Origin of the sequence: Arthrobacter sp. zg-Y916, from assembly GCF_020907385.1 — a bacterium.
Taxonomy (GTDB): domain Bacteria; phylum Actinomycetota; class Actinomycetes; order Actinomycetales; family Micrococcaceae; genus Arthrobacter_B; species Arthrobacter_B caoxuetaonis.
The window spans coordinates 322,866-335,830 of the sequence record NZ_JAJJOD010000009.1 but is presented as its reverse complement, the minus strand read 5'-3'; the positions used below and the strand labels follow the sequence as shown (position 1 = coordinate 335,830).

At 66.5% G+C, this 12,965-nt stretch carries 16 protein-coding genes; 8 read left to right on the top strand and 8 right to left on the bottom strand.

The features are described from left to right. Positions 1 to 141 precede the first annotated feature (141 nt). The 4 genes from LOC59_RS15030 to LOC59_RS15015 all read left to right on the top strand — a co-directional run bounded on the left by LOC59_RS15030 (position 142) and on the right by LOC59_RS15015 (position 2,659). The gene (locus tag LOC59_RS15030; protein ID WP_229972836.1) at positions 142 to 621 is read left to right on the top strand and encodes a hypothetical protein; all 480 of its coding nucleotides are present in this window, start codon (positions 142 to 144) and stop codon (positions 619 to 621) included. An 11-nt stretch (positions 622 to 632) separates the two neighbouring features. Continuing rightward, entirely contained in the window at positions 633 to 1,628 is a 996-nt protein-coding gene (locus tag LOC59_RS15025) for a DUF2804 domain-containing protein (RefSeq protein ID WP_229972834.1), read from the top strand. Positions 1,629 to 1,731: 103 nt separating this feature from the next. Continuing rightward, complete coding sequence (locus LOC59_RS15020; RefSeq protein ID WP_227896585.1) at positions 1,732 to 2,094, top strand: VOC family protein; 363 nt, start codon at positions 1,732 to 1,734, stop codon at positions 2,092 to 2,094. 19 nt (positions 2,095 to 2,113) lie between these two features. Next, a complete protein-coding gene (locus LOC59_RS15015) occupies positions 2,114 to 2,659 on the top strand; it encodes a GNAT family N-acetyltransferase (RefSeq protein WP_229972833.1) in 546 nt (181 codons plus the stop codon). A gap of 17 nt (positions 2,660 to 2,676) precedes the next feature. On the opposite strand, the gene LOC59_RS15010 is transcribed toward LOC59_RS15015, so the two are convergent. Together LOC59_RS15010 and LOC59_RS15005 are read right to left on the bottom strand one after the other, a co-directional pair. Next, positions 2,677 to 3,510, bottom strand: coding sequence for an alpha/beta fold hydrolase (locus LOC59_RS15010; protein ID WP_331460473.1), 834 nt, complete (start codon positions 3,508 to 3,510; stop codon positions 2,677 to 2,679). Positions 3,511 to 3,743: 233 nt separating this feature from the next. Continuing rightward, on the bottom strand, positions 3,744 to 5,033 hold the full coding sequence (locus LOC59_RS15005) for an adenylosuccinate synthase (RefSeq protein ID WP_227896582.1): 1,290 nt from the start codon (positions 5,031 to 5,033) through the stop codon (positions 3,744 to 3,746). Between the two features lie 196 nt (positions 5,034 to 5,229). Between LOC59_RS15005 and LOC59_RS15000 the strand changes: the two genes are divergently transcribed. Both LOC59_RS15000 and LOC59_RS14995 read left to right on the top strand, forming a co-directional pair. Then, on the top strand, positions 5,230 to 5,958 hold the full coding sequence (locus tag LOC59_RS15000; protein ID WP_331460469.1) for a hypothetical protein: 729 nt from the start codon (positions 5,230 to 5,232) through the stop codon (positions 5,956 to 5,958). Next, a complete protein-coding gene (locus LOC59_RS14995) occupies positions 5,847 to 6,332 on the top strand; it encodes a DUF427 domain-containing protein (RefSeq protein ID WP_229972825.1) in 486 nt (161 codons plus the stop codon). Before LOC59_RS15000 ends, LOC59_RS14995 begins: the two co-directional genes overlap by 112 nt. A 69-nt stretch (positions 6,333 to 6,401) precedes the next feature. On the opposite strand, the gene LOC59_RS14990 is transcribed toward LOC59_RS14995, so the two are convergent. The 3 genes from LOC59_RS14990 to LOC59_RS14980 all read right to left on the bottom strand — a co-directional run bounded on the left by LOC59_RS14990 (position 6,402) and on the right by LOC59_RS14980 (position 8,680). Beyond that, the gene (locus LOC59_RS14990; RefSeq protein ID WP_227896580.1) at positions 6,402 to 6,824 is read right to left on the bottom strand and encodes a DUF3151 domain-containing protein; all 423 of its coding nucleotides are present in this window, start codon (positions 6,822 to 6,824) and stop codon (positions 6,402 to 6,404) included. Continuing rightward, on the bottom strand, positions 6,824 to 7,843 hold the full coding sequence (gene fbaA / locus LOC59_RS14985; protein WP_227915787.1) for a class II fructose-bisphosphate aldolase: 1,020 nt from the start codon (positions 7,841 to 7,843) through the stop codon (positions 6,824 to 6,826). Before fbaA ends, LOC59_RS14990 begins: the two co-directional genes overlap by 1 nt. 168 nt (positions 7,844 to 8,011) lie before the next feature. Next, entirely contained in the window at positions 8,012 to 8,680 is a 669-nt protein-coding gene (locus LOC59_RS14980; RefSeq protein ID WP_442860595.1) for a TrmH family RNA methyltransferase, read from the bottom strand. A 157-nt stretch (positions 8,681 to 8,837) separates the two neighbouring features. Here LOC59_RS14980 and LOC59_RS14975 point away from each other — a divergent pair, with 157 nt between their 5' ends. Beyond that, complete coding sequence (locus LOC59_RS14975) at positions 8,838 to 9,590, top strand: HAD-IIA family hydrolase (protein WP_227896594.1); 753 nt, start codon at positions 8,838 to 8,840, stop codon at positions 9,588 to 9,590. Positions 9,591 to 9,599: 9 nt separating this feature from the next. On the opposite strand, the gene LOC59_RS14970 is transcribed toward LOC59_RS14975, so the two are convergent. Then, positions 9,600 to 10,607: an alpha/beta fold hydrolase gene (locus tag LOC59_RS14970; protein ID WP_229972823.1), complete on the bottom strand. Its 1,008-nt coding sequence runs from the start codon at positions 10,605 to 10,607 to the stop codon at positions 9,600 to 9,602. Positions 10,608 to 10,632: 25 nt separating this feature from the next. Continuing rightward, on the bottom strand, positions 10,633 to 11,202 hold the full coding sequence (gene pyrE / locus LOC59_RS14965; RefSeq protein ID WP_227896576.1) for an orotate phosphoribosyltransferase: 570 nt from the start codon (positions 11,200 to 11,202) through the stop codon (positions 10,633 to 10,635). 113 nt (positions 11,203 to 11,315) lie between these two features. On the opposite strand from pyrE, the gene nadE reads away from it, so the two are divergent. Continuing rightward, positions 11,316 to 12,137, top strand: coding sequence for an ammonia-dependent NAD(+) synthetase (gene nadE / locus LOC59_RS14960; protein WP_229972821.1), 822 nt, complete (start codon positions 11,316 to 11,318; stop codon positions 12,135 to 12,137). A gap of 171 nt (positions 12,138 to 12,308) precedes the next feature. Here nadE and LOC59_RS14955 read toward each other — a convergent pair whose 3' ends face one another. Beyond that, a complete protein-coding gene (locus LOC59_RS14955; RefSeq protein WP_331460472.1) occupies positions 12,309 to 12,962 on the bottom strand; it encodes a CoA transferase subunit B in 654 nt (217 codons plus the stop codon). Positions 12,963 to 12,965 lie beyond the last annotated feature (3 nt).

Genomic DNA, 12,965 nt, shown 5'->3' with positions numbered 1-12,965 from the left:
TCGGACGGTTGGTGCAAGGGGGACTCGGGGGCCGCCCCCCCCCCCCCCCGCCCCCCCCCCCCCCCCCCCCCCCGGCTCCTGTCCCTCCCCAGCCGGGTTGCCGGCTCCCCTCCCTCCCCTGTCCTGGACGCGACCTGCTGGTTGAGCGTTCTCTGGGTAGCTGCCGCCCTGCTGGGCCTCGGCTTCTTCTCCGGCGGAACCACGTCTTTGGTCCTGGCAGCGGTGCTGCTTTACGGCACAGGGACCTGCCTGGCTGTCGTGGGCTGGCTGGCCTTTAGAGCGCTGCGGTTACGGGCCGCCCGCCGGGCTGCAGAGAAGCGGGACGCCGCAGCTGCCCGGGATTTCCTCGCCGCGGCGGAGTTCGCCCGGGCTGAGATTCGTGCGGCGCTCTTCCCCGAGGGGGCAACCGGCAGGCCCGCCCGCTCGGCCACAGCCCCGGCCCCGGCCCCGGCAGGTCCCCGGAGTGCCGCGCGGCCATCCACCAAGTCGCCGATCTGCAAAAAGGCCAGACGTAAGTCTGCGCCCAGTAAGTCCACCCCCGGGAACTCCGTCAGGAACACCGCCAGGAACACCCCCGCGAAGACCGCGGCGGTACAGGATGACTTCGCCCAAGCCGCCTAGACTGTGGCGCCATGGACGAAATCAAGGAACCCGTGCAGCTTGCCCTGCCCGGCGGGAAGCTCAACCCCGCGGCGACAGGCTACACACGCAGTCCGCTGCACGCCTTCGGGCACCTGCCGTCCGGCCTGCGGCACGGCTGGCGGAGCAAGCGGTGGGAGTACTGGGGCGTCGTGACCCCGGAGCTGGTCGTCGGCATGACGATCGCGCACCTGGACTACGCCGCAACGCTTCAGCTGTACGTCCTGGAACGCGCCACCGGCAAGGAAATCCGCTGCGACCCGCTGGCCCTGCCTGCCGGCTCGGCGGCCCTCCTGCCGGACACGCTGCCGCCCCTTACAGCCGTGGGCTCCATGGGCGGGCTGCACCTGCGGTTCCATGACGACGCCGGCGGCACGCACCTGCGCGCCGAAGCGGAGCGTGTCGCCGTCGAACTCTTTGCTCCGCTGGGCGGGGACGTGCTTGGCGTGGTGGTGCCGTGGTCGGATACGCGGTACCAGTACACGCTGAAGGACGTGGCTCGGGAGGTCAGCGGGACCGTGACGGTGGACGGGCAGGAGTATTCCGTCGGCGGGCCGGAGTCCTTTGCGGTACTGGACCGCGGCCGCGGCCGCTGGCCGTATTCCAAACGCTGGAACTGGGCTGCCGGGTTCGGGACCGTGGACGGCACGCGGCTGGGCCTGCAGGTCGGCGGCCTGTGGACCGCCGGAACTCCGGCTACCGAAAACGCGCTGATCGTGGACGGGGTGCTCCACCATTACGACGGCGAACTGGAGTTCAGCTACGACCTGGCGGATCCGCTGGCTCCCTGGCAGGTGCGCGGGGACTGGATCGACGCCACGCTGACGCCGTTCCACCGGCGCCTGGCGGCAACGAACGCCGTCCTCGTGGCCGCGAAGACCTGGCAGGCGTTTGGCTCCTGGTCAGGCTGGGCCGTGGCCCCGGACGGAACGCGCCACCGGCTCGACGGCCTCCAGGGCTGGATCGAAGAGGCCCGGAACCGCTGGTAGGTTGCCAGCAGATGCCCCGACCAGTCCCCGCGGCCAGGGGTGTTCCATTGCGTAATCCGCTGCTAGGTTCGTAGCGACCTCGCCCGAGCCGAAGGAGTCTTCCGTGAGCAGCAGATTTTCCTCCCTTGCCCTTGATGCCGTCGACGTGGAGAGCCAGGCCAAGTTCTGGACCCAGGCCCTCGGGTACCGGATTGCCGAAGAATTCGACGGCGGGCTCGGCCTGATGCCCGAAGACGGCGTGCTGGGACCGCCAATCGACATCATTCCCGTTCCGGACGCGAAGACCGCGAAGCTCCGCCTGCACATCGATCTGGTTCCCGAAGGCTGCACCCAGCAAGAGGAAGTGGACCGGATGCTTGCCCTCGGCGCTGTCCGCGCCGACGTCGGGCAGGGCCCGGATGTTCCCTGGGTTGTCCTGGCAGACCCCGAAGGCAACGAGTTCTGCATCCTCTCGGCCAGGGACTAGGACCGCGGATAGCCCTGGCATGGACACAACGGACATCACGATCCGCCAAGCGGTCGGCCAGGATTCCGAGTTCCTCGCCGAGCTCCACGTTGCTGCATGGCGTGCTGCCTACCGGGGAATCATGAGCGATGAATACCTTGACGGAATGGACGTGGCACGCGTGGCTGACGGATGGCGCCGCAACCTCGGAACACCGGATTCGGGCACCACGTACCTGGTCGCCGCTGTTGCCGGCCGCCCGGTAGGTTTCGCCGCTTTCGATCCCGCGCCCGAGGACGACGCCGGCACGGGAGAGCTCCGCGCCATCAACGTCCACCCCGGCTGGTGGAACCGGGGAGCAGGTTCTGCCCTCTTCGCGGAAGCGGAACGCGGCCTGGCCGAACTGGGCTGCTCGCGTGCCTTCCTCTGGGTGGCCAGGGAGAACAGCAGGGCCCGGCTGTTCTATGAGAGACACGGCTGGATGAACGACGGCGGTGTCCTCGAGGACACCCGGTTCACCCCTCCGGTGTTCGAAGTCCGGTACAGCCGGGACTTTCCTGCAGACTGGCCTCACTCCCGTCCGTGAACCTACCGGCGGGGAAATTACCGGCCGGGAGGCTGCAGGGTCTCCCAGAAATCCAGGACCGATTGGGTCAGCTCGTCTGCGGCTACGAATAACGGTGCCACATGTCCACCGCCGGGGAGGGCTTTGAACCCGCCACGGGACATGAGGGAGGCCAGCCGCGCCGCTTCCTGTGCATCGTTCATGGGGTCATCTCGTCCTGCCATCATGAGCGTAGGCACCTGTTGACTCTCCAGGACGGCGCGCAGGTCCGGGCGGCGCAGCATGAGCGAACGCATGGCCCAGTACTTTCCTTGCCTGTCCCCCCTGCGGAATGACTGATCCACGGATTCGGCCGCGGCGATTTCCTCCTCCGTGGCCTTCTCCGACCCCACCAGTGCATTCACCACGAGCGGGCTCAACCGGTCGGGCCCCAGCACCCGGTAAAGAGCCACCAGCAGTGCTGTCTTCCGGCGCTGAGCCGTTGACAGCGGGTAAGCCGGCGTCCCGATCATCGTCAATGTCCGGCACCGGCCGGGCCATCCCTGGGCAACGAGAATTCCCACATGCCCTCCCCAGGCGTTTCCGACCCAGTCCACCGGGGAATCGAGCTGCAACCCGTCCAGAATCTGGATGGCTGCCACCGCGCAATCCTGCAGACTGTAGATTCTTCGCGGCCCGGGACTGCTGCCGTGCCCCGGCCCGTCCACCAGGAACAGGTCACGGTGCCGGCCCAGCTCATCGACCAGGGGGCTGAACGTCTCCGAATCGACAAACATGCTGTGCCACAAAATGGCCGGCGGGCCGGACCCCATCCTCCGAACAGTCAAAGGCCCTACGGTTGTCTCGACCACTGAAGCTGCTGAGTGCTGCATACTCATGCCGGGCCTCCAAGACGCTTGAGTTGTTTCGCTGTCCGAAGCTGCGGGGCACAGAACCGTTTCGACACGGCGACGCTTACAAGACATCGTGAACGCGACCACGGATCCGGGCAAGGGTTGTACGGAACGTGTCCGGGCGGCAGCTGCAGGCACCCGGAACGGCCGTGCCTTCCGGGCAGACGAAAGCCCCGCAGCCAGGGGGCTGCGGGGCCTTCGGAAGAGCGGGACTACTCGTTGATCAGGTCGCGGATCACGATGGTCTGGTCGCGGTCCGGACCGACGCCGATCGCGGAGAACCGGGTGCCGGACATCTTTTCCAGGGCCAGCACGTAGTTCCGGGCGTTCTCCGGCAGGTCCTCCAGGGTCTTGGCCCCGGTGATGTCCTCGGTCCAGCCGTCGAAGTACTCGAAGATCGGCTTGGCGTGGTGGAAGTCGGTCTGCGTCATCGGCATCTCGTCAAAACGCACGCCGTCGACGTCGTAGGCCACGCAGACCGGGATCTTCTCGATGCCGGTGAGCACGTCCAGCTTGGTCACGAAGTAGTCCGTGAAGCCGTTGACGCGGGAAGCGTGGCGCGCCAGGACGGCGTCGTACCAGCCGCAGCGGCGCGGGCGCCCGGTGTTCACACCGAACTCGCCGCCGGTCTTCTGCAGGTACAGGCCCATGTCATCGAAGAGTTCGGTGGGGAACGGACCGGCACCAACACGAGTGGTGTAGGCCTTGATGATGCCCACCGAGCGGGTGATGCGGGTCGGGCCAATACCCGAACCCACAGAGGCGCCGCCGGCGGTGGGGTTGGAGGAGGTCACGAACGGGTAGGTGCCGTGATCGACGTCCAGGAACGTGGCCTGGCCGCCCTCCATCAGGATCACCTTGTCCTCATCGAGGGCGCGGTTCAGCTCATAGGTCGAGTCGATGACCATGGGCCGCAGCCGGTCCGCGTAGGAGAGGAAGTACTGGACCATCTCTTCAATGTCGACGTCGCGGCGGTTGTAAACCTTCAGCAGCAGCTGGTTCTTCTGCCGCAGCGAACCTTCAACCTTCTGGCGCAGGATCGATTCGTCGAAGATGTCCTGGACGCGGATACCCAGGCGGGCGACCTTGTCCATGTAGGCCGGGCCGATGCCGCGGCCGGTGGTGCCGATGGCACGCTTGCCCAGGAAACGTTCGGTAACCTTGTCCATCACCTGGTGGAACGGTGCCACGAGGTGGGCGTTGGCCGAGATGCGCAGTTTCGAGGTGTCCGCGCCGCGGGCTTCGAGTCCGTCGATTTCAGCGAAGAGTGCTTCCAGGTTCACCACGCAGCCGTTGCCGATCACGGGAATCGCGTTGGGGCTCAGGATGCCGGCGGGCAGGAGCTTCAGCTCGTACTTTTCACCGCCGACGACGACGGTGTGGCCGGCATTGTTTCCGCCGTTGGGCTTGACGACGTAGTCGACGCGGCCGCCGAGCAGGTCGGTGGCCTTACCTTTACCTTCGTCGCCCCACTGGGCGCCGACGATGACAATTGCTGGCATGGGATCCTCCCCCATTAGTTACGCTAGGGAGCCGCGCCAGGCGCTGAACCGCTACCGTGCATGAGAACGCCCCTGCACTCATGCGAGGTAGGCCACAAAGGCACCGGCGCAGAGCTGCGGGGCTCTTACCTGTCAAGTTTAGCCGATCTGCGCCGAACCCGGTTTGGAAGGCCTGATCCAGGCGTACGGTTGGACGATGGAGCGCTTCCGCGGCTATATCGCCGGGCTGGGCACTTCCTCGGGAACCCGCCTGGTTGTTGGACACTGGCCGGACTCCCCCTTTGGTCCGTTTACCGACGTCATGGTCGAAAACCGCTTCGGTTCCCGGCTTCTCCTGGCCCCCAGCGAGGCCATAGCCCGGTACGTCTCCTCCACCTACACCTTCGACGCAATCGACGTCGTCCCGGTGAGCGCGTACCTCGCCGACGGACGGCTGACGGTCGACGGCGGCCCCCTGCGGCTGAGTGCGGAACTGGGCGGTGTGACGCTGCTCGGCAGGATGCTGGGATCCGTTCCGGCGCCGCTGGCGGTGCACCCGCTGTGGCTGCAGGCCGTCAATCCGCTGGCCCGGGTGATCGTGCGCGGGGTGCGGACAGCGGGCACTACGGGGGACCGGCTGGAGTTCTACGGGGTCCGCTCCATCCGCCGGATCGCCGCGGCATCGTGCTTCTGGAACGGCCGGGACCTCGGCCCGCTGGCACCGGTCCGCCCGCCGGTGAGGTTCGGTTTCTCCTCAGTCCCGGCCCGCCCCCAAATTCTTGCCGTCACGACTACTATCGCGGCGAGGCCCGCCGCCGGTGAAAGAGGAACCGCATGGAAAACCGCTATCACCCGCAGGCCGAGTCCGTCTGGTCCTACCCCCGTCCGCCGCGCGTCGAACCAAGCAGCGAACTCGTCCAGGTCTGGCTTGGCGGATCCCGGATAGTCGAAACCCGGCAGGCCCTGCGGGTGCTGGAAACCAGCCATCCGCCGGTGTACTACCTGCCGTTGGAGGCATTCGCTCCGGATACCCTGCACCCGGTCTCCGGTGTCACCCACTGCGAGTACAAAGGCACTGCCTCCTATTACGACGTCGTCTCCGGATCATCGCGGGCCGCCCGCGGCGCGTGGACCTACCCGCACCCCGCGCCGGGGTACGAGGCCCTTGCAGCCACCGCCGCACTGTATCCAGGGCTGATGGACTCAGTCCTGGTGGACGGCGAAGAAGTCCAGCCCCAGGAGGGCGACTTCTACGGCGGCTGGATCACCAGCCGTGTGACCGGCCCCTTCAAGGGAGCACCCGGCACCTGGGGCTGGTAGGCCGCCGCCGGACAGCGAAAAGGCGCCGCCCCAGCGGGAGACGCCTTTTCGGATCAATCCGTGTGAGCCCTAGCCGGCTTCGATAGCAGCCTTGGCAGCCGGGTCGGAAGCGTCCAGGAACTTCTCGATGCGGTCGACCTCATCGGCCTCTCCAATAGCGGCGGCCGCACGTCCCAGGGCGTAGAGGGAACGCAGGAAACCGCGGTTCGGTTCGTGCTCCCACGGGATGGGTCCGGTACCGCGCCAGCCGGCCCGGCGCAGCGCGTCCAGGCCGCGGTGGTAACCCACCCGGGCGTAGGCGTAGGACTCCACCGGACGCCCGTCGGCAAAGGCCTCATCAGCCAGTGCCGCCCAGACCTGCGAGGACGTGGGGAACTTGGCGGCCAGGTCCACTGCCTCGTCACCGGCGGCGAGGCGGGCGACGACGTCGGTCTCCTCGGGCAGGTACGTGGGCTCGGGGCCGAGCAGGTTCTTGCGGAATTCGTCTGACATTAGAGGTGCTTTCCTGCTGATCCGAGGGACTGCGCAGCTTCGACCACGCGGGCGGCCATGCCCTTTTCGGCAGAGGCACCCCAGACGCGCGGGTCGTACTGCTTCTTGTTGCCGACTTCGCCGTCCACCTTCAGCACGCCGTCGTAGTTGCGGAACATGTGGTCCGCGACCGGGCGGGTGTAGGCGTACTGGGTGTCTGTGTCGATGTTCATCTTCACCACGCCGTAGGACACGGCGTCGGCAATTTCCTGGGCGGAGGAGCCGGAGCCGCCGTGGAACACCAGGTCGAACGGGCGTTCCTTGCCGATCGAGCCGCCGACGGCGCGCTGGATTTCCTCGAGGATCTCGGGGCGCAGCTTCACGCCGCCGGGCTTGTAGACGCCGTGCACGTTACCGAAGGTCAGGGCAGTGATGTAGCGGCCCTTGCTGCCGTCACCGAGAGCTTCGATGGTGGCCATGCCGTCTTCAACGGTGGTGTACAGCTTTTCGTTGATTTCGTTCTCGACGCCGTCTTCCTCGCCGCCGACAGTGCCGATTTCGACTTCGAGGATCATCTTGGCAGCTGCCGTGCGGGCCAGGAGTTCCTGGGCGATCCGCAGGTTCTCTTCCAGCGTCTCCGCGGAGCCGTCCCACATGTGGGAGTTGAACAGCGGGTCTTCGCCGCGCTTGACCCGCTCCTCGGAGATGGCCAGCAGCGGAAGGACGAAGTCGTCCAGCTTGTCCTTGGGGCAGTGGTCGGTGTGCAGGGCGATGTTCACGTCGTAGCTCTTGGCTACCTCGCGGGCGTACGCGGCGAAAGCCACCGAACCGGTAACCATGTTCTTCACCGATGCGCCGGACCAGTAGGCAGCACCGCCGGTGGAGACCTGGACAATGCCGTCCGAGCCGGCCTCAGCGAAACCTGCGAGCGCAGCGTTGAGGGTCTGTGAAGACGTGACGTTGACAGCCGGGTATGCGAATCCCCCCGCCTTGGCCCGGTCGATCATCTCTGCATAGATCTCGGGGGTTGCAATAGGCATGCTGACTCCTTAGCGAAGATAAAAATGCGGCAGGGCCGGGCCCTCTGTGGCTTCCCCCATCCTAGCCACAAGTCACCGGCGTAGAGCAGGGTGTGCCGGTTCTTGACGTCTCCGGAAGCGTTCACCGGCGGTCCCGGCCGCCGGAGCGGACACCGGAGGCGAAAAGGGTCAGGACACCTTCTGGCCGAACACGTGCCGGCGGACCCAGCCGTGCATGGCGATGGCTGCCGCCGCGGAGGCGTTCATGGACCGCGTGGAGCCGAACTGGGCGATGGACAGCGTTGCCTCGGCGGCTTCGTGCACCTCGGGCGTGAGTCCCGGCCCTTCCTGCCCGAAGACCAGCACACAGTTGCGCGGCAGGTCGTAGGTTTCCAGCGGAACGGAATCCGGGAAGTTGTCGATCCCGATGATGGCCAGCCCCTCGGACCGGGCCCATTCGGTGAAGTCTTCGACGGTGGGATGGTGGCGGACATGCTGGTAGCGGTCGGTGACCATGGCACCGCGCCGGTTCCACCGGCGTCGTCCGATGATGTGCACTTCCTTGGCCATGAACGCGTTGGCGGTCCGGACCACGGAACCGATGTTGAGGTCGTGCTGCCAGTTCTCGATGGCGACGTGGAACTCGTGGCGCTTCGTGTCGAGGTCCGCGACGATCGCATCGTGTTTCCAGTAGCGGTACTCATCCACGACGTTGCGCCGGTCTCCGGCGGCGAGCAGCTCGGGGTCCCAGTGATCACCCTCGGGCCACGGCCCCTCCCACGGTCCGACGCCGACCTCGTGTGCCGGGAGCTCCGGACCGGGCTCCGCTGCGGGCAATGTTTCAGGGCTCTCTATCACCCTTCCAGCCTAAGGTGAAAGACTGGGCCCGCCCGCATCCGGGCCCGGGAGGAGACTGCCGCCGCCCCGGACTGCTGCAGCGGGCTGCCGTGCCGAACCAGACCTGGAAGAGGACACCGTGGGCGAAAACGAAGACATCGAGTGCTGGCTGACGGACATGGACGGGGTGCTGGTCCACGAGAACCAGGCGATCCCGGGAGCGTCGGACCTGATCAACCGCTGGGTGGACACCTCAAAACGGTTCCTGGTCCTGACCAACAACTCGATCTACACACCGCGCGACCTCGCGGCCCGGCTGCACGCCTCGGGCCTTGATGTGCCGGAGGAAAACCTGTGGACCTCGGCCCTGGCCACCGCCGAGTTCCTGAAGGACCAGCTCAAGAATGCTCCCTCCCCCGGCCGCGCCTTCGTCATCGGAGAGGCGGGACTGACGACGGCGCTGCATGAGGCCGGCCTCATCCTCACCGACACAAAACCGGACTACGTTGTCCTGGGCGAAACGCGGACCTACTCCTTCGGCACCATCACCAAGGCCATCCGGCTCATCCTGGACGGCGCACGCTTCATCGCCACCAACCCGGATGTCACCGGCCCCTCCCCGGAAGGGCCGATCCCGGCTACCGGAGCCATCGCGGCACTGATCACCGCGGCGACCAACCGCGAACCGTACATCGTGGGAAAGCCCAACCCCATGATGTTCCGGTCGGCCATGAACAAGATCGATGCCCACTCAGAAACCACCGGGATGATCGGGGACCGGATGGACACCGACATCATCGCCGGCATCGAGGCGGGGCTGACCACCGTGCTGGTGCTGACCGGGATCACCCAGCGCGAGGACATTGCCCGCTATTCCTTCCGACCCACCCAGGTCCTCGACTCAGTCGCAGACCTGATCGGGACCATCTGAGCCCGTGCGCTAGAAGGGCTTCTTCTGCCCGTCGCCGCCCACCGCCGGGAGCGGGGCGTAGGCAGTGAGCACCCGATCCACCACCTCCTGGTAGACCAGCGGATTCCACTGCGGACTGGCATGTGCCGGAAGGGCTCCCCGGGTGATCAGCGAGTTCTCCACCATGTTCGGCCCGAACAGCTCCGTCCAGCGGGCCCGCGCGGTGTAGTAGTTCACTGTCGCGTCGTCCGGGTTGCCTATGTACGCGAGGTCGGCGTTCCCGATGGCACCCGCGTAGGCCGCGGCGTCGTAATGGTAGATATAGGACGATTCCGACTGGATCAGGGTGCTCGACGGCGCGAGCGGGGAGAGCTGCTCCAGCGTCTGGTCCACCACGGTGTTCCAGCTGCGTTCATCCTTGTGCAGGATCCGCTCGCCCAGCTCATAGCCGCCGCGCAAGGCGCTGGGGATGCGGTAGCCGGCCTCGTACAGCAGGACGACGCCTTCGATCATCCGGGCATCCAGGACGTCGAAACGCCCGGAGGGGCTGGAGTCCAGGATGATGAGTTCCACCTGCACTCCGCGGGCCAGCAGCCGCGCGGCCATCTCCACCGCCAGCATGCCGCCGAAGCTGTGGCCGTAGAAGTACACCCGGTTGATCCGCCGGGTGCGGATGTAACGGAACACTTCCGCTTCCATGACATCCACGTCCAGGCCGTTGTTCGAATAACCGACTGCCGCCATCTGGCCGCGGGTGGCCAGCGCGGGGCGCAGCGAATTCAGGACCCAGACTGCCTCTTCCCAGCTCGTTTTGTAGCCCGGAAAGAGGAACCACATGGCCCGCGGAAAGCGCGAGGCCGCCGCGTCGTCGCGCACTGGAATGATCTCCAGCCGCTCACGCTGCTCCTGGATCAGCCGGGTGACAAAAAGGTCGGCCGCCAGCGCCAGGCCTGCGCCGGCCCCGACAAGGAACCGCCGCCGGGAGAAGCGTCCCAGGCTCTCCGCAGTGCGGAGGAGCTTAGCTGGATCGTCGGTCATAGGCTCCCGTTACCGCGTCTAGGAATTAGTCGAGTCCGAGCTCGTCCTTGCCGAAAGCGAACAGGTACGGAATGCCGGCTTCGGCTTCGATGCGCTCCTTGGCGCCCGTGTCGCGGTCCACGATCACGGCCACCGCCACCACGTTGCCTCCGGCGTTGCGCACACCCTCCACGGCGGTCAGCGCGGAGCCACCCGTAGTCGAGGTGTCCTCCAGCACGACGACGTCGCGGCCGGCAACATCCGGACCTTCCACCTGTCGGCCCATCCCGTAGGACTTCTGCGCCTTGCGGACCACAAAGGCGTCGACGGTGCCGCCGGCACGGACGGACGCGTTCATCACGGCGGTGCCCACGGGATCGGCGCCCATGGTGAGTCCACCGGCGCTCTGGAAGGAAATCCCGGCGGTGTTGATCATGTCCAGCATGACTTCGCCAACCAGCTGGGACGCTTCGTGGTGCAGGGTCACCCGGCGCAGGTCAATGTAGTAGTCGGCTTCCTTTCCGCTGGAAAGGATGACCTTTCCCCGGACCACGGCAAGCTCCTTGATCAGTTCCAGGAGGCGGGCACGGGAGGCGGCAGTCTGCGGCGAAGTCATGCCCGTAATCCTATCGGAGCGCCCGGCGGCGGCCCTTGTCCGGGAGCCCGCAGCACGTCACAGAGTGCAGAAGGCCTCCCCCGCAAAAGGCCGACCTGTATAGGCTGAACGCCATGCGCGAACTACAAGCACAGATCATTGCCGAAATGGGCGTGCGTCCCAGCATCGATCCGCAGGCTGAGATCCGCCGCCGGGTGGACTTCCTCAAGGACTACATGCGTGCCTCCCGCACCGAAGGGTTTGTCCTGGGCATCAGCGGCGGGGTGGATTCCACCCTGGCCGGACGCCTGGCGCAGCTCGCCGTTGAGGAACTCAACGCTGAGGGCATCGACGCCGATTTCATCGCCCTGCGCCTGCCCTACCGGGTACAGCACGATGAGGACGACGCGCAGGCCGCACTCGACTTCATCCAGCCCAAGACCCTGCGGACCTTCAACATTGGAGATGCAGTGGACGGCTTCGAGAAGGCCTATTCCGCCATGGGCGGTGAGAGCATCAGCGACTTCAACAAGGGCAACATCAAGGCCCGGGTCCGCATGACGGCGCAGTATGCGCTCGGCGGAGAGCACAACCTCCTGGTGATCGGCACCGACCACGGCGCCGAATCCGTGACCGGCTTCTTCACGAAGTACGGCGACGGCGGCGCGGACGTCCTGCCGCTGTTCACTCTGGATAAGCGGCAGGTGCGGGAAGTGCTCGCGGCCCTGGGTGCTCCGGAGAAGCTGGTCGGCAAGGTGCCCACGGCCGACCTGCTCGACGGCGTTCCCGGCCAGACCGATGAGACCGAGCTCGGCATCACCTACGAAGAGATCGACGACTACCTCGAAGGCCGTGAAGTCGCCGAGGAAACCGCGGAGAAGATCGAGAAGCGGTACCTGGCGACCCGCCACAAGCGGACGACGCCTGTTTCGCTGCTTGACGGTTGGTGGAAGTAGGCGTCTGAGGGGGCAGCTGTCCCCGGAACGGCGGCAACGAAACTCCTCGCTCGCAGAGCTCGCTTGGAGTATTAAAGCCGCCTAACCCGGGGCCAGCTGCCGACTCGGTGGGTGCGCAGGGCGGGTCGCCGCCTAACCCGGGCCGGTCCGGACCCGGTGTCGCTTGAGCGCCTAGGCCGGGCTGAGGGACTCCAGCTGGGTGGTGAAAGTGGCCGCAGTGATGGCTTCGACGTCGGACACTTCCAGGCCGGGCGCGAGGCGGCGGAGGATCAGGGTGCCGTCCTCGACGTCGAAGACGGCGCGGTCGGTGATGATGCGGTCCACGACGCCGACGCCGGTCAGCGGGAGGTCGCACTCCGGGACGATCTTGGAGGACCCGTCCTTGGCCAGATGGTCAGTGATGACGATGACCCGAGGGGTGCCGGCGACCAGGTCCATGGCGCCGCCCATTCCCTTGACGAGCTTGCCGGGAATGGTCCAGTTCGCCAGGTCTCCGGCGGCGGAAACCTGCAGCGCTCCGAGGATAGCCGTTTGCACATGCCCGCCGCGGATCATTCCGAAAGACGTCGCCGAGTCGAAGAAGCTGCCGCCAGGGAGCACCGTGACGGTCTGCTTTCCTGCGTTGATCAGGTCGGCGTCCTCCTCACCCTCATAGGGGAAGGGGCCCATGCCGAGCAGCCCGTTCTCGCTTTGCAGGAAAACGCTGACGCCGGACGGCAAGTGGTTCGCCACGAGGGTGGGAATGCCGATGCCGAGATTGACGTACTGCCCGTCCTGCAGTTCTGCTGCGGCGATGGCCGCCATTTCGTCCCGTGTCCACATGATGAT